Origin of the sequence: Pseudolabrys sp., assembly GCF_050250095.1 — a bacterium.
Lineage (GTDB): Bacteria > Pseudomonadota > Alphaproteobacteria > Rhizobiales > Xanthobacteraceae > Pseudolabrys.
Map to the genome: position 1 here is coordinate 377,953 of NZ_JBFWPH010000001.1, position 16,897 is coordinate 394,849.

The following is a 16,897-nucleotide window of genomic DNA, read 5'->3' on the forward strand; positions in this document are numbered from 1 at the left end:
CGCTACCCTGTCATGCCCGGCCCTGTGCCGGGCATCCACGTCTTGCTTCTCAATGACGAAAAGGAAGACGTGGATGGCCGGGACAAGCCCGGCCATGACGACCGAAATGGCTCGCCCGAAATTGGCGGGGGCCCGGCGGTTTTGCCGCCGAGCCCCCTTGAACGTATCAGACGGCCTGTAAGCCGGGTTCTGTATGGCCCGCAGGAAAACCTGCGAACGTGACGGCCATTCCTCTGGTACGCCGGTTGCCCGGCGCATCAAGCAACCTACCCGAACGGCTGGCCCGGACAGGGCTGGAGTTTCCTCCACGCCGTTCCTATTCGGTTTTGCTCCCGGTGGGGTTTGCCGTGCCGCTGGCGTTGCCGTCAGCGCGGTGCGCTCTTACCGCACCTTTTCACCCTTGCTCGCCGTTGATCCGAAAATCGCGGACGGGCGGTTCGTTCTCTGTGGCACTGTCCCTGAGGCGGTCCCCGCGAGGGGAAAACCCCGCCGGACGTTATCCGGCACCGTTTGTCCGTGGAGCCCGGACTTTCCTCTCCGGCCGCCTTTCGGCATTGGCACGGAGCGGCCGTCCGGCCGACTGACGCGGCAAGACATGGCGGTTCGGGACGGGCCGGTCAAGCCGGAGGCGTTTGCCTCGTTAACGGCGTGTGTCCGTCATCGCGCGAGGATCGGGCGGGTTTCCAGAAGCGCGCGCAGCGTCAGCATGGTCGAGGCGTCGGCGATGCCGTCGACCTGCTCGGGCCGGAAGTGGCGCTGGAAGGCGGTGACGACCGTCTTGGTCTGGTCGTCATAGATGCCGGTCTCTTCGATCCCGTAGCCGTAAGACGCTATGGCGCGCTGCATGCGGCGGATGGTGTCGCCGCGCTCGCCGGGGCGGAACGCCTGGCCGTCGAGCGTCAGCGGCGCGGGGCGCACCCAGTGGCCGATGCCGGACTCGTTCAGCAGGCCCCAGGGAAACTTCTCGCCGGGATCCTGCTTGCGCGCCGGCGCGATGTCGGAATGCGCCAGCACACGGTCGGAGGGAATGCGCTGCCGCGCGAGAATCGAGCGGCACAGCGCGATGACCGCGGCGGTCTGGCGCAGCGGAAAATCCGGATAGCCGTAGTCGTGGCCGCCGTTGACGATCTCGATGCCGATCGAACGCGAATTGTTGTCGGTCTCGCCGGCCCAGAACGACACGCCGGCATGCCAGGCGCGCCGCGCTTCCGGCACGCATTGCACGGTGCGGCCGTCCTCGAACACGACGTAATGCGACGACACCCGGCTGTCCGCGGAGGTCAGCCGCTCGAGGGCCGAGGGGCCGTCCTGCATGCCGGTGTAGTGCAGCAGCAGCATGTCGGGCGGGCCGCCCTTGCGCTCGTCCTGGTTGGGCGAGGGGGTGACCTCGGCGACCACGAACGAATCGGCCGGAAATGTCATGCGCGGAATATGCCGGGAAAAATGTTGGCCGGAAGGCGGGGGCGCATCTATCGGGGCCGCCCGCCAAGAAATCAATAACGGTCATGCCGGAGCCGGGGCCGGGTCTTCAACCGATCCTTAAGTTTAAGCGCCGTTAATGGGTCGAACGCGCGGTTCTGCGTCGGGCCTGTGGACGGGCAGCCCGGCCAGGGTCTGTCCATTGACGCCCATAGTGTCCCATGTTATCCCATACCATTAGTTCAAGGATTTCGGGCCTTTCCGGCGTTGCTGCCGGAACACGCCCGGCAATCCTGCGGGATCGAGTCCGTTTCGCTCTCCCGGTGTGGGTCCAGTCGGCGTGGAGTCCGGGCGATGAACCGCTTCGTGTCGAATTACACGCTGCGGCTCGACTCCAAAGGTCGCGTCTCGATCCCGGCTCCCTACCGCTCTGTGCTCAACCGCGACGGCTTCGACGGCCTCTATTGCTATCCGGCCCTCGACCGGCCGGCGATCGATGCGGGCGGCAACGCCCTGATGGGGGAGATCGAGAGCTTGATCGCGCAGTTCGCGCCTTACTCGGAACAGCGGGAGCAGTTCGCCACCGCGCTCTTCGGCACCAGCGACACGCTGAAGCTGGACGGCGAGGGGCGGGTGATCCTGACCGAGCCCTTGAAGGCGCATGCGGGGATCAAGGACACGGTTTCGTTCGTCGGCCTCGGTCACAAGTTTCAGATCTGGGAGCCTGGACGGTTTCGCACGGAACTCGCGGAGGCCACCGACAAGGTGCGCGAGCTTCGGCGCCAGCTCGGCTCGCAGGCGGCGCAGCGAGCGCCCGGAGCACGGGAATGACGGGGGGCGGCGGCGGCTCTCGGGCTGCCGTTGGCGGACTGGCTCACCACATTCCCGTGCTCGGCCGCCGCGTCGCCGAGTACCTCAACATTCGCCATGACGGCCTGTACGTCGACGCCACCTTCGGCGCCGGCGGCTACAGCCGCGCGATCCTGAGCGCCGGCGCGCGCGTCGTCGGCATCGACCGCGACCAGACCGCGATTGCGATGGGCGCCGATCTGGTCGAGGCCGCGCAGGGCCGTCTGATCCTCACCGAAGACCGTTTCTCGAATCTGGAAGCCGCCTGCCGTGAACTCGACATCGACGGCGTCGACGGCGTGGTGTTCGACCTCGGCGTGTCCTCGATGCAGCTCGACCGCGCCGAGCGTGGCTTCTCGTTCCGCCATGACGGCCCGCTCGATATGCGCATGGGAGCCGACGGCCCAAGCGCCGCCGATCTCGTCGCCGCGGCGAGCGAGCGCGACTTGTCTGCGATCATCGCCACGCTCGGCGAGGAGCGCCACGCCCGCGCCGTCGCCCGCGCCATCGTCCGCGCGCGCGCGCAACAGCCGATCACGACCACGAAGCAGCTTGCCGATATCGTGTCGTCGGTGGTGCGCGCCAAGCCGAACGAGATTCATCCCGCGACCCGCACCTTCCAGGCGCTGCGCGTTTTCGTGAACGACGAGCTGGGCGAACTCGTCACCGCGCTGGCCGCGTCCGAGCGCCTGCTGTCGCCCGGCGGCCGGCTGGTCGTCGTGTCGTTTCATTCGCTGGAAGACCGCATCGTCAAGACCTTCCTCGCCGATCGCAGCAAGACCCCGGCCGGCTCGCGCCACATGCCGGAACGCGAAGCGCCGGTTCCGACCTTCACGGTGCTGACGAAAAAGCCCGTCGCCGCCGACGAGGCCGAGATCGCGGAGAATCCTCGCGCGCGGTCCGCCAAGCTGCGTGCCGCCGCGCGTACCGACGCAAAGCCGCGAACCGCGATGCCGGAACGACTGCTGCCGAACCTGCCGACCCTCGATCAGGTCATGCGGGGGCGCTGAATGCGGTTCATTCATCTCATGGTGATCGGTGCGCTCATTCTGGCCGCGGCCGTCGTCTACAAGATCAAGTTCGATTCCACGCTGCAGGCCGAGCAGGTCGCCAAGCTGCGCAGCGAACTGCGCAAGGAACGCGAGGCGATCGCCGTGCTGCGCGCCGAGTGGGCCAAGCTCCAGACCCCGGGGCGGCTCGAAGAGCTGGCGCGCCGCCACCTGTCGTTGCAGCCGATGACGGCGGCACAGAACGGCGACTTCAGCCGGTTGCCCGAGCGGCCGCCGCAACTGCCGCCGCCGCAGACCGATCCGGTCGGCGCCATGATCGACCAGGTCGTGCCGGGCGTGGAGCCCGCCGCGACCGGCAGCATCGCGCCGCAGCGGTGACGGCATGAGCGCGCACGACACCGCATCTCCGGACAAAATTGCAGGGCGCGCGCCGCGCCTGCAGCGCGTGCTGCGCTCGCTGCTCTACGGCCGCGAGGTCGATCGCGAGGCTAAGGCGAAAGCGCGGCTGATCCTGACCATCGTGGTGTTCGCCGCGATCTTCTCGGTGGTGTCGGCGCGGCTCGTGATCTTTGCGATCAACAGCGATCCGGACGGCGGGCGTGGCGGGGTGTCGCGCGACGCGGTCGCCACCTCGCGTCCCGACATCGTCGACCGCAACGGTCTCGTGATCGCAACGGACGTCAAGTCACCGTCGCTGTTTGCCGAGCCGCGCAAGATCATCGACGTCGACGAGGCGGCCGAACAGTTGACCGCCGTGCTGCCGGATCTCGACGCGCCGGAACTGCGCGACCGCCTGTCGTCGAAGCGCGGCTTCGCCTGGCTGAAGCGCGAACTGACGCCGCAGCAGCAGCGCGTGATCCATCATCTCGGTATTCCCGGCATCGGCTTTCTGAGCGAGAACAAGCGCGTCTATCCGAACGGGCCGGTGGTCAGCCACGTCATCGGCCATGTGAACATCGACAACCAGGGCATCGCCGGCATCGAGAAGTGGCTCGACGGGCAGGGCCTCGCGGCGCTGCACCAGGCGGGCCTTGCGACCGACCGCTTGCAGAAGCCGGTCGATCTCGCGATCGATCTGCGCGTGCAATACGCGCTGCGCGAAGAACTCGTCGCCGCCAAGGAAAAATTCAAGGCGATCGCTGCCGCCGGCATCATCACCGACGTGCGCACCGGCGAGATCGTCGCGATGGTGTCGGAGCCTGACTTCAACCCGAACAATCCGCGCGAGGCGAACGACCCGAACCGGCTCAACCGGCTGACTACCGGCGTCTACGAGATGGGCTCGACCTTCAAGGCGCTGACGCTCGCGATGGCGCTCGACAGCGGCAGGATTTCGCTTAATTCGAGCTTCGATGCGCGCGTACCGCTGCGCTACGGCCGCTTCACCATCAACGACTACCACGCCGAGAAGCGCATCCTGACGGTGCCGGAGATCTTCACCTACTCCTCGAACATCGGCACCGCGCGCATGGCGTTGTCGCTCGGCGTCGACTACCACAAATGGTTCCTGAAAAAGCTCGGCCAGCTCGACCGGCTGCGCACCGAATTGCCTGAAAGCGCCGAGCCGCTGGTGCCCAAGCACTGGGGCGAAATCAACACGGTGACGATCGCCTTCGGTCACGGCCTTTCGGTCGCGCCGTTGCAGGCGGTGATGGGCATTTCGGCGCTGGTCAATGGCGGCATGCTGATCCCGCCGACTTTCCTGAAACGCACGCCGGAGCAAGCGGCCAAGCTCGGCAAGCGGGTCATCAGCGCCGAAACAAGCGAAAAGATGCGCTATCTGATGCGCCTCAACGTCGAAAAAGGCACCGCGAAAAAGGCCGACGTGCCGGGCTATTATATCGGCGGAAAAACCGGCACGGCGGAGAAGGTCGTCAACGGCCGGTATGCCAAGCACAAGCTGTTGACCAGCTTTACGGCCATCATGCCGGCGGATAATCCGCGCTATATGTTGCTCATCATGATCGACGAACCGCAGGGCTCGAAGGAAACTTTCGGCTACGCGACCTCGGGCTGGAACGCCGTGCCGGTCGGCGGCGCGGTGGTCAAGCGCGTCGCGCCGCTACTCGGCATCCGGCCGCGTTTCGACCTGCCGCCGTCCGATCAGTTGATCCTCGCGACCTTGAAGGACAGGCGTTGAAGCTCCGCGATCTTTTCGTCGAAGACAGCGTCGATGCGCGCTGGCAGGACGTCGAGATCGCCGGTCTCGCCGCCGACAGCCGCACGGTGGGGCGCGGCTTTCTGTTCGTCGCCATTCCCGGCGTGAAGGCGGACGGCGCGGCCTTCGCGCGCGCCGCTGTGAATGCGGGCGCCGTCGCGATCGCCGCCGAGAAGCCGGTCGCGGACCTGCCGGCCAATGTCATTTTCATTCCGGTGAAGAACGCGCGGCGTGCGCTGGCGCTCGCGGCCGCCGCGTTCTATCCGCGCCAGCCCGCCACCATCGCGGCGGTGACGGGCACCAGCGGCAAGACCTCGGTCGCCGCCTTCGCGCGGCAGATCTGGACGGCGCTCGGCCACGAGGCGGCGAGCATCGGCACCGTCGGCGTCGTGTCGCCGAAGGGCGAGGTCTACGGCTCGCTGACGACGCCGGACCCGATTGCATTGCATAAGACCATCGACGAACTCGCGGGCGAGGGCGTGACGCACCTTGTTCTGGAAGCGTCATCGCATGGTCTCGACCAGCACCGGCTCGACGGCGTGCGCGTTACCGCCGGCGGCTTCACGAATTTGTCGCGCGATCATCTCGACTATCATCCGACCGTCGAAGACTACTTCAATGCCAAGCTGCGGCTGTTCACGGCATTGGTCGCGCCGGATGGCGCGGCTGTCGTCAGCGCCGACAGCGATTACGCCGCGCGCGTCGTCGCGGCGGCGAAGGCGCGTGGCCTCAAGGTCGTCACCGTCGGCGCGCGTGGCGAGGCGATCAGGCTCACCGGCGACGTGGTTGAAGGTTTCGCGCAGGTCTTGCAGCTTGCGCACGCGGGGAAAAATTACACGGTGCGGCTGCCGCTGGTCGGCGCGTTTCAGGTGGAGAATGCGCTGGTCGCGGCCGGTCTCGTCATTGTCTCCGGCGGCGATCCGGCGAAAACATTTGCCGCGCTGGAAAAGCTCGAAGGCGCCAAGGGACGGCTCGAACTCGCCGGCAACAGGAACGGCGCGCCGGTTTTCATCGATTACGCTCACAAGCCGGACGCGCTCGCCAAGGCGCTCGAAGCCTTGCGGCCTTACGCGCGCGGCAAGCTCGTGGTCGTGTTCGGCTGCGGCGGCGACCGCGACAAGGGCAAGCGTCCGCTGATGGGCGAAATCGCCGTCAAAAATGCCGACCGCGTCATCGTGACCGACGACAATCCGCGCTCGGAAAACCCGGCGCAGATCCGCGCCGAGATCATGGCGGCGGCTCCCGGTGCGACCGAGATCGGCGACCGCGCGCAGGCGATCCGCGCCGCTGTTGCCGGGCTGAAAGCCGGCGACGTGCTGCTGGTGGCCGGCAAGGGCCATGAAACCGGCCAGATCGTCGGCGACCGGGTGCTGCCGTTCAGCGACCACGAGGCGGTCGCGGCGGCGTTGAAGGGCGACGCATGACGGCGCTCTGGACCAGCAAGGCGATAGCCGCGGCGATGGGCGCGCGGCGGCAGGGCGAGTTGCCGGCCGAGATCACCGGCATCTCGATCGACAGCCGCACGCTCGGCAAGAGCGATGCGTTCTTCGCCATCAAGGGCGACGCCCGCGACGGGCATGATTTCGTCGAGGCGGCGCTGAAGGCAGGCGCCGGCGTGGCGGTCGTCTCCGCGAAGCAGCGCGCGCGGTTTTCGCGCAAGGCGCCGCTGCTGATCGTGCCGGACGTGCTCGGCGCTTTGCGCAAGCTTGCGCGCGCGGCGCGCAAGCGCTCCGAAGCCAAGGTCATCGCCGTCACCGGCTCGGTCGGCAAGACCTCGACCAAGGAAGCGCTGCGGCTCGCATTGTCGGCCGACGGCGAGACGCACGCCTCGGTCGCCTCCTACAACAATCACTGGGGCGTGCCGTTGACGCTGGCGCGGTTTCCGGAAAGCGCGCGCTACGGCGTGTTCGAGATCGGCATGAACCATGCGGGCGAAATCACGCCGCTCGTCAAAATGGTGCGTCCGCATATCGCCATCGTCACCACGGTCGCGCCGGTGCACCTGGAATATTTCGGCTCGGTGGCGAAGATCGCCGACGCCAAGGCGGAAATCTTTTCCGGTGTGGTGCGCGGCGGCTTCGCGGTGCTCAATCGCGACAACGACCAGTTCGCGCGGCTCTCACGCGCGGCCAAGGCGGCCGGCGTCACCAACATCGTGACCTTCGGCGAGCATCCGAAAGCCGACGCGCGGCTCGTCAAGTTTGCGCTGCATCCCGACTGCTCGACCGTGCAGGCCGATATTCTCGGCAGCGAGGTGACCTACAAGCTCGGCGCGCCGGGGCGACACCTGCTGCTGAACTCGCTCGCGGTGCTGACCGCGGCGCGGCTCGCCGGAGCGGATCTCGCGCTCGCGGCGCTGGCGCTCGCCCGGCTCGAGCCGGCGGCGGGGCGCGGCGTGCAGAAGCGCCTCGCGATGCCCGGCGGCGCCGCGCTGCTGATCGACGAGAGCTACAACGCCAATCCCGCCTCGATGCGCGCGGCGATCGCGCTGCTCGGGCAACTTCGCCCCGAGGGCGGCGGGCGGCGCATCGCGGTGCTGGGCGACATGCTGGAACTGGGCAAAAAAGCCGGGGAACTCCATGCGGAACTGGCGAAGCCGCTGGTCGAAGCGGGGATCGATCTGGTCTTTTGCTCCGGGCCTGCCATGCATTCCCTGTGGCAGGCTCTTCCCTCGACTCTGAAGGGCGGCTATGCCGAGACGGCGGCGGCGCTGGAGCCGGCGGTGCTGCGGACCGTCCGCGCCGGCGACGCCGTGATGGTCAAGGGCTCGCTCGGCTCGAAGATGGCGCCGATCGTGAAGGCGCTGGAACAGCAGTTTCCGCGGCTGCCGGCCGAGCCGGCGGCGCACAGTTGATGGAAGGCTCGCGGGCAGGGATCAAGGCGCATGTTTTTCTGGCTGATCGAACTGTCCGACAAGGTCTCGTTCTTCAACGTCTTCCGCTACATCACGTTCCGGACCGGCGGCGCCATCGTCACCGCGATGGTGTTCGTGTTCCTGTTCGGCGGTCCGATCATCGACCTGCTGCGGCTGAAGCAGGGCAAGGGTCAGCCGATCCGCGCCGACGGCCCGCAATCCCATCTCGTCACCAAGATCGGCACGCCGACGATGGGCGGGCTGATGATCCTGTCCGGCGTTCTGGTCTCGACGCTGCTGTGGGCGAACCCGACCAATCCTTACGTCTGGGTGGTGCTCGGCGTCACGCTCGGCTTCGGCGCGATTGGCTTCTATGACGACTATCTGAAGGTGACCAAGCAGAGTCACGCCGGCTTCTCCGGCCGCACGCGGCTGTTCGTCGAAGCGGCGATCGCGGTCGCCGCCTGCCTCGTGCTCGCGAGCCTCGCCAAGCCGCCGATCGCGACCTCATTGGTGTTCCCGTTCTTCAAGGACGCGGTGCTCAATCTCGGCTGGTTCTTCTTCGTAGTCGGCACCTTCGTCATCGTCGGCGCCGGCAATGCGGTGAACTTGACCGACGGCCTCGACGGCCTCGCCATCGTGCCGGTGATGATCGCGGCGGCGACCTTCGGCCTGATCGCCTATCTCGCCGGCAACGCGGTGTTCTCCGAATATCTGCAGATCCATTTCGTGCCCGGCACCGGCGAGCTTGCGGTGGTTTGCGGCGCGATGATCGGCGCGGGCCTCGGCTTCCTGTGGTTCAACGCGCCGCCGGCCTCAATCTTCATGGGCGATACCGGCTCGCTGGCGCTCGGCGGCATGCTCGGCGCGGTCGCGGTCGCGACCAAGCACGAGATCGTGCTGGCGATCGTCGGCGGGCTATTCGTGCTCGAGGCGGTGTCGGTGATCGTGCAGGTGGTGTCGTTCAAGCTGACCGGCAAGCGCGTCTTCAGGATGGCGCCGATCCATCATCACTACGAGCAGCTCGGCTGGACCGAACCGCAGATCGTCATCCGCTTCTGGATCGTGGCGGTGGTGCTGGCGCTCGCCGGGCTCGCCACGCTGAAGCTGAGATAGGCCTTGATCCCGGTCACGACCTTCGCCGGAAAAACCGTCGCGCTGTTCGGCCTCGGCAATTCCGGCCTCGACAGCGCGCGCGCGCTGATCGCCGGCGGCGCCAAAGTGGTCGTGTATGACGACGAGCCCGCCTCGGTGCTTGCGGCCGGCGCGAAGAATTTCGACGTCGTCGATCTGCGCAAGGCGGACTGGAGCCAGTTCGCCGCGCTGGTGCTTGCGCCCGGCGTGCCACTGACGCACCCCAAGCCGCACTGGACGGTGACGATGGCGGGAGCCGCCGGCGTCGAGGTGATCGGCGACATCGAACTGTTCTGCCGCGAGCGCGCCGCGCACGGCGCCGGCTGCCCGCTGGTCGCGATCACCGGCACCAACGGCAAGTCGACGACGACCGCGCTGACCGCGCATCTGCTGCGCGCCGCCGGCCGCGATGTGCAGATGGGCGGCAACATCGGCGTGCCGATGCTGTCGCTCGCACCCTTCGCGCCGGGCCGGCCTTATGTCGCGGAAGTCTCGTCCTACCAGATCGACCTCGCGCCCTCGCTGCGCGCCACCGCCGGCATCCTGCTCAACGTGTCGGAGGACCACCTCGACCGTCACGGCACGATGGAGAACTACGCCGCCGTGAAGGCGCTGCTGCCGGCCAAGGTCGAGCAGGGCGGCGTCGCCATTATCGGCGTCGACGATCGGTGGGGACGCGACGCCGCCGACCGCATCGAACGTGCGGGCCGGACGGTGATGCGCGTCTCCGTCGCCGGCACGCTGCGCGACGGGCTTTATGCCGACGGTACGCGCATCATGCGTTCGGAAGCCGGCAAGGCCCATCCGATCGCGCAGCTTGCCGGCATCGGCTCGTTGCGCGGCATCCATAACGCGCAGAACGCGGCCTGCGCCATCGCCGCGGCGCAGGCGCTCGGCCTCACGCCGCAGCAGATCCAGCAGGGCCTGATGTCGTTTCCCGGCCTCGCGCACCGCATGGAGCAGATCGGCCGCCAGAAAACGGCAAACGGTGCGACGCTGTTCGTCAACGACTCGAAAGCGACCAATGCCGACTCGGCGGCCCGCGCGCTCGCGAGCTATCAGGACATCTTCTGGATTCTCGGCGGCAAGCCGAAGACCGGCGGTATCGCGACCCTTGCCGACTATTTCCCGAAGGTGCGCAAGGCTTATCTGATCGGCGAGGCGGCGGCCGACTTCGCCAAAACGCTCGATGGCAAGGTCGCCTACGAAATGTCCGGCACACTCGATCAGGCGGTGCCGGCGGCGGCCCGCGATGCCGCGGCGTCGGGCCTGAAAGAGCCGGTGGTGCTGCTGTCGCCGGCCTGCGCCTCGTTCGACCAGTACCGGAACTTCGAGATTCGCGGCGCGGCGTTCCGCAAGCTGGTCGAGGCGCTGCCGGGAATCGCGCTGCTGGCGCACTGAATTCGCGCCGCAATCTCGCTCATTAAGCAGTTGGCAACCATCCCGCGTCAGGACTAGGGCGTTTTCGTCGGCGCGTGATCTTGCCCGAAAACCGGCGTCCGCTTTTCGGCATCACGCGCAGCCAGGGGTTCGCATGGTTTCCCGCGCGCAACGCACGCCGTTCGGTGAATGGTGGTGGACGGTCGACCGCTTCTCGCTGGCTGCGGTCGGCGCGCTGCTGCTCGCCGGCATCGTGCTGTCGCTTGCCGCGAGCCCGCCGGTCGCCAGCCGCCTCGGCCTCGATCCGTTTTATTTCGTCAATCGCCACATCTTCTTCGTCATCGCCTCGGTCGCCGTGCTGCTGACCGTATCGCTGCTGACGCCGCAGCAGATCCGGCGGCTGTCGCTCGTCGTGCTGATCGTCAGCATCGTGATGGTGGCGGCGACGCCCTATTTCGGGCCGGAGATCAAGGGCGCGCGGCGCTGGCTTGTCCTGTTCGGCTTCAACATCCAGCCGTCGGAATTCATGAAGCCGGCCTTCGTCGTCATCGTCGCCTGGCTGTTCGGCGAATCCACGAAGCGCCCCGAGGTGCCGGCCAACATCATGGCGCTCGGCCTTCTGGGCCTCGTCGTCAGCCTGCTCGTGATGCAGCCGGATTTCGGCCAGACCATGCTGATCGCGGTGGTGTGGAGCGCGCTGTTTTTCCTCGCCGGCATGCGCGTCGTGTGGATGTTCGGCCTTGCCGGCCTCGGCGGCGCCGGCCTGATGGCGGCCTACTACACGGTGCCTTACGTGACGCGGCGCATCCAGCGCTTCATTAATCCGGCCTCCGGCGACACCTACAATATCGACATGGCGACGGAGTCGTTCCTGCACGGCGGCTGGTTCGGTCGCGGGCCGGGCGAGGGCACGGTGAAGCGCATCCTGCCCGAGAGCCATACTGACTTCGTCTTCGCGGTGGCGGCGGAGGAATTCGGCATCGTGCTGTGCCTCATCCTCGTCGCGCTGTTTGCCTTTATCGTCATCCGCTCGCTGATGCGTGCGATGCGCAACGACGATCCGTTCCACCGTTTCGCGGCGTCCGGCCTTGCGATCCTGTTCGGCATGCAGTCGGCGATCAACGTCTCGGTGAACCTGCATCTCATTCCCGCCAAGGGCATGACGCTGCCCTTCATCTCCTATGGGGGCTCGTCGCTCTTATCGCTCGCCTATGCGGTCGGCATGATGCTCGCCTTCACCCGCGAGCAGCCGCGCGCCGCCATCATGGCGCCGGACATCGTGGCCGCGAGAGGCGTGGCGTGAACGAGAGGGCGCGCGCGCCGTTCGTTCTCGTCGCGGCCGGCGGAACGGGCGGGCATCTGTTTCCGGCGCAGGCGCTCAGCGTCGCGCTGCGCGCGCGCGGCGTCACCGTCGATCTCGCCACCGACGAGCGCGCCGTGCATTACGGTCCCGACTTTCCGGCGCGCGAGACTCACATTCTGCCGAGCGCGACATTGCGCGGCCGCAATCCGGTCGCGATCGCCAGGACTGTCGCGACGCTGGGACTGGGCGTAGCGAAAGCCTGGTCGCTGCTTGGCCGCCTGAAGCCGGACGTCGTGGTCGGCTTCGGCGGCTATCCGACCGTGCCGCCGGTGCTCGCGGCTTCGCTGCGCGGCATCCCGACCGTGCTGCATGAGCAGAACGGCGTGATGGGCCGCGCCAACAGGTTCTTGAGTTCCCGCGTCACCGCGATTGCCTCCAGCATGCGCAGCGTCGCCGGCATGAGCGACGCGCTGCGCGCCAAGACGACCTTCACCGGCAACCCGGTGCGGCCCAATGTGATCGCGGCTGCAGCCGTGCCTTACGCGCCGCCGGTGGCCGGCGGGTCGCTCAACCTTCTCGTCTTCGGCGGCAGCCAGGGCGCGCGGGTGATGGCCGACGTGGTGCCCTCGGCGCTGGCGTTGCTCGATGCGCCGTTGCGCGCGCGCATCGCCGTCACCCAGCAGGCGCGCGGCGAGGATATCGACCGCGCCAAGGCCTCCTACGCGCATCACGGCATCGCCGCCGAGGTCGCGGCGTTTTTCTCCGATCTGCCGGACCGCATCGCCAGGGCGCATCTTGTCGTGTCGCGCTCCGGCGCCTCGACGGTGGCCGAACTTGCCGTGATCGGCCGGCCGGCGATCCTGGTGCCGCTGCCGCACGCGCTCGATCAGGATCAGTTCGCCAACGCGACGATGCTCGCCGAGGCGGGCGGGGCGATCTGTATCGCGCAGCGCGATTTCACGCCGAACCGGCTTGCCGCGGAACTCGCCGCGCTGTCTGCCGATTCCGCGCGGCTGGCCGGCATGGCGGCGGGCGCCCGCAGCGCCGGCGCGCCGGATGCCGCGGAAAAGCTGGCCGATCTGGTGCTTCGGGTCGCAAAACGCTAGCAATACCGAGACGCTAACTATTTCGTCATGGCCGGGCTTGTCCCGGCCATCCACGTCTTGCAAAAAACAAGAAAGACGTGGATGCCCGGCATAAAGCCGGGCATGACTGCCGGAAATCAGAGGTTCCATTCCATGAAACTGCCGCGCGACATCGGCCCGGTGCATTTCGTCGGCATCGGCGGCATCGGCATGAGCGGCATCGCCGAGGTGCTGGTCAATCTCGGCTACACCGTGCGCGGCTCGGACGTTGCCGAGAACGCCAACGTCAAGCGGTTGCGCGAGAAGGGCGTCACCGTCGAGATCGGCCACAAGGCGGACAACCTCGACGCCGCCGATGTCGTCGTGGTGTCCTCCGCGATCAAGCCGGACAATCCCGAACTCGTCGCCGCGCGTGCGCGCCGGCTGCCGGTGGTGCGCCGCGCCGAGATGCTCGCCGAGCTGATGCGGCTGAAGAGCTGCGTCGCCGTCGCCGGCACGCATGGCAAAACCACCACGACCTCGATGGTGGCGACGCTGCTCGATGCCGGCGGCATCGACCCGACCGTCATCAATGGCGGCATCATCAACGCCTACGGCACCAATGCCCGCCTCGGCGCCGGCAACTGGATGGTGGTCGAGGCCGACGAGTCCGACGGCACGTTCCTCAAGCTGCCGGCCGACATCGCCATCGTCACCAATGTCGATGCCGAGCATCTCGATCACTTCAAGACCTTCCAGGCGGTGCAGGAAGCCTTCGTCGATTTCGTCGAGAACGTGCCGTTCTACGGCTTTGCCGTCATGTGTACCGATCATCCGATCGTGCAGCGCCTCGTTGGCCGCATCGTCGACCGCCGCATCGTCACTTACGGCGAGAACCCGCAGGCCGACGTGCGCCTCGTCGATCTCACCAACGAGAACGGCGTCTCGCGCTTTACGGTGCTGTTCCGCGACCGCGACGGCAAGGTGGTGCACACTATCGACAAGCTCGAACTGCCGATGCCCGGCCGCCACAATGCGCTCAACGCCACGTCCGCGATCGCGGTGGCGCATGAGCTTGGTATCGCCGACGACAAGATCCGCGCCGCGCTGGCGAAATTCGGCGGCGTCAAGCGCCGCTTCACCCGCGCCGGCGAATGGAACGGCGTGACGATCATCGACGATTACGGCCATCACCCGGTCGAGATCGCGGCGGTGCTGAAGGCCGCCCGCGACTCGGTGAAGGGGCAGGTGATCGCCGTGGTGCAGCCGCATCGCTACACCCGGCTCAAATCGCTGTTCGAGGGCTTCTCGACCTGCTTCAACGACGCCGACGTCGTCGTCGTCGCGCCGGTCTATGCGGCGGGCGAAACGCCGATCGAGGGCGCCGACCGCGACAGCCTGGTCGCCGCGCTGCGCGCGCGCGGCCACCGGCAGGTCGTTCCGCTCGACGGTCCGGAAAAACTCGCCGGCATCGTCAAGGGACTGGCGAAGCCCGGCGACTATGTCGTCTGCCTCGGCGCCGGCAACATCACCCAATGGGCTTACGCGCTGCCGGGCGAGCTGAAGGCGCTCGGATAGGCAAAGGATGACCTTCCCCGACATCACCGCACCCTTGAAAGCCGCGATGCCGGAGCTGCGCGGCCGGTTGATGGCGAACCAGCCGCTTGCGGACCTGACCTGGTTTCGCGTCGGCGGGCCGGCGCAGGTGCTGTTCATGCCGGAAGACGAGAACGACCTCGCTTATTTCATGGCGCGGCGGCCGAAGGATGTGCCGGTCACCGTGATCGGCCTCGGCTCCAACCTGATCGTGCGCGACGGCGGCGTGCCGGGCATCGTCATTCGTCTGGGCCGCGGTTTCAATGAAGTGACGGTGGAGAATGACAACCGCATTCGCGCCGGCGCCGCGGTGCCGGACGTGAAGGTCGCGCGCGCGGCGCAGGAGGCCGGCATCGCAGGCCTCGCGTTCCTGCGCGGCATCCCCGGCGGCATCGGCGGCGCGCTGCGCATGAACGGCGGCGCCTATGGCGGCGAAACGAAGGACCGGCTGATCGAGGCGCGCGGCGTCGACGGCGACGGCAACCTTCGCACTTTCACCAATGCCGACATGGGCTACAGCTATCGCCACTGCTCGGTGGGCGACGATGTGATCTTCACGCAGGCGCTGTTTCAGGGTGAGGCGGGCGACCGGGCGACGATTGCCGCAGAGATGGACAAGATCACCGAGTCGCGCGAGGCGACGCAGCCGATCAAGAGCCGCACCGGCGGCTCGACCTTCAAGAACCCGCAGGGCGGCAAGGCGTGGCAGCTGATCGACGCCGCCGGCGGCCGCGGCCTCAAGGTCGGCCAGGCGCAGGTGTCGGAGCTGCACTGCAATTTCCTGATCAATCTCGGCGCCGCCACCGCGCATGACATCGAAACGCTGGGCGAAACGGTGCGCAAGCGCGTGAAGGAGAATTCCGGCGTGACGCTGGAGTGGGAAATCAAACGCATCGGAGTGGCATCATGACCGATCGCCCCATCCTCATCGCCGGCGGCGGCATTGGCGGGCTGACCGCGGCGCTGGCGCTGGCGCGCAATGGCGTCCCGGTTCGCGTGCTGGAACAGACCGCGGAGCTGGGCGCGATCGGCTACGGCATCCAGCTCGGCCCCAACGTGTTTCCGATGTTCGAGAAGCTCGGGCTTACCGCGGCGATGATGAAAGTCGCGGTGGTGCCGCGTGCCTGCGTGATGTTCGATGCGCTGACCGGCGCGGACGTCGCGCGCATCCCGGGCGAGAAGATGCTGCGGGAGCGGTTCGGCGCGCCCTATATCGTCATCCACCGTGTCGACCTGCACGGCGTGCTGCTCGAGGCCTGCAAGGCGACGTCCGGCATCGACCTGCAATCCAACGTCACGGTGACCGGCTATACGCAAGATAGCGCCGGCGTCACGGTGACCACCGCGGACGGCAAGAAGATTTCTGGCGCGGGGCTGATTGGCGCCGACGGACTGCGCTCGGTCGTGCGGGCGCAGATGCTCGGCGACGGCGACCCGAAGCCGATCGGCTATGTCGCGCATCGCACCATCATCCCGATGAGCGAGGTGCCGGCCGGGGTGCAGCGCGACGTCTCGGCGATCTGGATCGGCCCGTCGTTCCATCTGGTGCATTACCCGGTTCGGCACGACACGCTGTGCAACATCGTCGCCGTGTTCCGCACCGGCACTTTCGACGAGAAGGGCGACGCCGCCTTCCATGCCGCCGAGGTCGAGCGCACCTACGCGCGGGCGCATCCGACCATCAAGGCGATGCTCGACAGGATGGACCTGTCCCGGCGCTGGGTGATCTCGGACCGCGACCCGGTGCGGCGCTGGAGCGACGGCCGCGTGGTCATTCTCGGCGATGCCGCGCATCCGGCGCTGCAGACCTTTGCCCAGGGCGCCTGCATGGCGATCGAGGACGGCGTGTGTCTGGGTGAACTGGTCGCGCAAGCCAATGGCGACATTGCCGGCGCTTTCGCCGCGCTGGTCAAGGCGCGCGGCGTGCGCACCGCGCGGGTCCAGCTCGAAGGCCGCATGATGTGGGAGGGCTATCATGCCGAAGACGTCGCTCGCGACGTCTGGCTCGACATGTTCTCGTCGCGCTCGGAGCGCGAGGTTTGCGACTGTCTGGCCTGGCTCTATGACGGTTTCGATCTGTCGCAGGCATCGGCCGCGCGCCGCGCCTGAATGCTGACGATTTATCAAGCG

14 protein-coding genes and 1 other RNA gene are annotated in these 16,897 nt (G+C 67.4%); 13 read left to right on the forward strand and 2 right to left on the reverse strand.

Features of this window, described 5'->3' with window-relative positions; genetic code table 11:
- Positions 1-162: 162 nt before the first annotated feature.
- Positions 163-584, reverse strand: an RNA gene (gene rnpB, locus AB7F10_RS01850) — RNase P RNA component class A.
- Between the two features lie 73 nt (positions 585-657).
- Positions 658-1,422, reverse strand: a complete 765-nt coding sequence (locus AB7F10_RS01855) for an N-acetylmuramoyl-L-alanine amidase (RefSeq protein ID WP_428557982.1) — start codon at positions 1,420-1,422, stop codon at positions 658-660.
- Between the two features lie 351 nt (positions 1,423-1,773).
- Here AB7F10_RS01855 and AB7F10_RS01860 point away from each other — a divergent pair, with 351 nt between their 5' ends.
- From AB7F10_RS01860 to AB7F10_RS01920, 13 genes are all read left to right on the forward strand, one after another.
- Positions 1,774-2,250: a division/cell wall cluster transcriptional repressor MraZ gene (locus AB7F10_RS01860; RefSeq protein WP_428557981.1), complete on the forward strand. Its 477-nt coding sequence runs from the start codon at positions 1,774-1,776 to the stop codon at positions 2,248-2,250.
- On the forward strand, positions 2,247-3,278 hold the full coding sequence (gene rsmH, locus AB7F10_RS01865; protein ID WP_428557980.1) for a 16S rRNA (cytosine(1402)-N(4))-methyltransferase RsmH: 1,032 nt from the start codon (positions 2,247-2,249) through the stop codon (positions 3,276-3,278). The genes AB7F10_RS01860 and rsmH overlap by 4 nt, the downstream gene beginning before the upstream one ends.
- Entirely contained in the window at positions 3,279-3,656 is a 378-nt protein-coding gene (gene ftsL, locus AB7F10_RS01870; RefSeq protein ID WP_428557979.1) for a cell division protein FtsL, read from the forward strand.
- A 4-nt stretch (positions 3,657-3,660) separates the two neighbouring features.
- Positions 3,661-5,418, forward strand: a complete 1,758-nt coding sequence (locus AB7F10_RS01875) for a peptidoglycan D,D-transpeptidase FtsI family protein (RefSeq protein WP_428557978.1) — start codon at positions 3,661-3,663, stop codon at positions 5,416-5,418.
- Complete coding sequence (locus tag AB7F10_RS01880) at positions 5,415-6,860, forward strand: UDP-N-acetylmuramoyl-L-alanyl-D-glutamate--2,6-diaminopimelate ligase (RefSeq protein ID WP_428557977.1); 1,446 nt, start codon at positions 5,415-5,417, stop codon at positions 6,858-6,860. The genes AB7F10_RS01875 and AB7F10_RS01880 overlap by 4 nt, the downstream gene beginning before the upstream one ends.
- Complete coding sequence (locus tag AB7F10_RS01885) at positions 6,857-8,290, forward strand: UDP-N-acetylmuramoylalanyl-D-glutamyl-2,6-diaminopimelate--D-alanyl-D-alanine ligase (RefSeq protein ID WP_428557976.1); 1,434 nt, start codon at positions 6,857-6,859, stop codon at positions 8,288-8,290. Before AB7F10_RS01880 ends, AB7F10_RS01885 begins: the two co-directional genes overlap by 4 nt.
- Positions 8,291-8,320: 30 nt before the next feature.
- Complete coding sequence (gene mraY, locus AB7F10_RS01890; RefSeq protein ID WP_428557975.1) at positions 8,321-9,406, forward strand: phospho-N-acetylmuramoyl-pentapeptide-transferase; 1,086 nt, start codon at positions 8,321-8,323, stop codon at positions 9,404-9,406.
- 3 nt (positions 9,407-9,409) lie between these two features.
- Positions 9,410-10,825, forward strand: a complete 1,416-nt coding sequence (murD, locus tag AB7F10_RS01895; protein WP_428557974.1) for a UDP-N-acetylmuramoyl-L-alanine--D-glutamate ligase — start codon at positions 9,410-9,412, stop codon at positions 10,823-10,825.
- A 133-nt stretch (positions 10,826-10,958) separates the two neighbouring features.
- Positions 10,959-12,107 (forward strand): putative lipid II flippase FtsW, encoded by a 1,149-nt coding sequence (ftsW, locus tag AB7F10_RS01900; RefSeq protein ID WP_428557973.1) that lies wholly within the window; start codon positions 10,959-10,961, stop codon positions 12,105-12,107.
- The gene (gene murG, locus AB7F10_RS01905; RefSeq protein ID WP_428557971.1) at positions 12,104-13,213 is read left to right on the forward strand and encodes an undecaprenyldiphospho-muramoylpentapeptide beta-N-acetylglucosaminyltransferase; all 1,110 of its coding nucleotides are present in this window, start codon (positions 12,104-12,106) and stop codon (positions 13,211-13,213) included. The genes ftsW and murG overlap by 4 nt, the downstream gene beginning before the upstream one ends.
- A 132-nt stretch (positions 13,214-13,345) precedes the next feature.
- The gene (gene murC / locus AB7F10_RS01910) at positions 13,346-14,749 is read left to right on the forward strand and encodes a UDP-N-acetylmuramate--L-alanine ligase (RefSeq protein WP_428557970.1); all 1,404 of its coding nucleotides are present in this window, start codon (positions 13,346-13,348) and stop codon (positions 14,747-14,749) included.
- Between the two features lie 7 nt (positions 14,750-14,756).
- On the forward strand, positions 14,757-15,677 hold the full coding sequence (gene murB / locus AB7F10_RS01915) for a UDP-N-acetylmuramate dehydrogenase (protein WP_428557969.1): 921 nt from the start codon (positions 14,757-14,759) through the stop codon (positions 15,675-15,677).
- Entirely contained in the window at positions 15,674-16,876 is a 1,203-nt protein-coding gene (locus AB7F10_RS01920) for an FAD-dependent monooxygenase (protein WP_428557967.1), read from the forward strand. Before murB ends, AB7F10_RS01920 begins: the two co-directional genes overlap by 4 nt.
- Positions 16,877-16,897 lie beyond the last annotated feature (21 nt).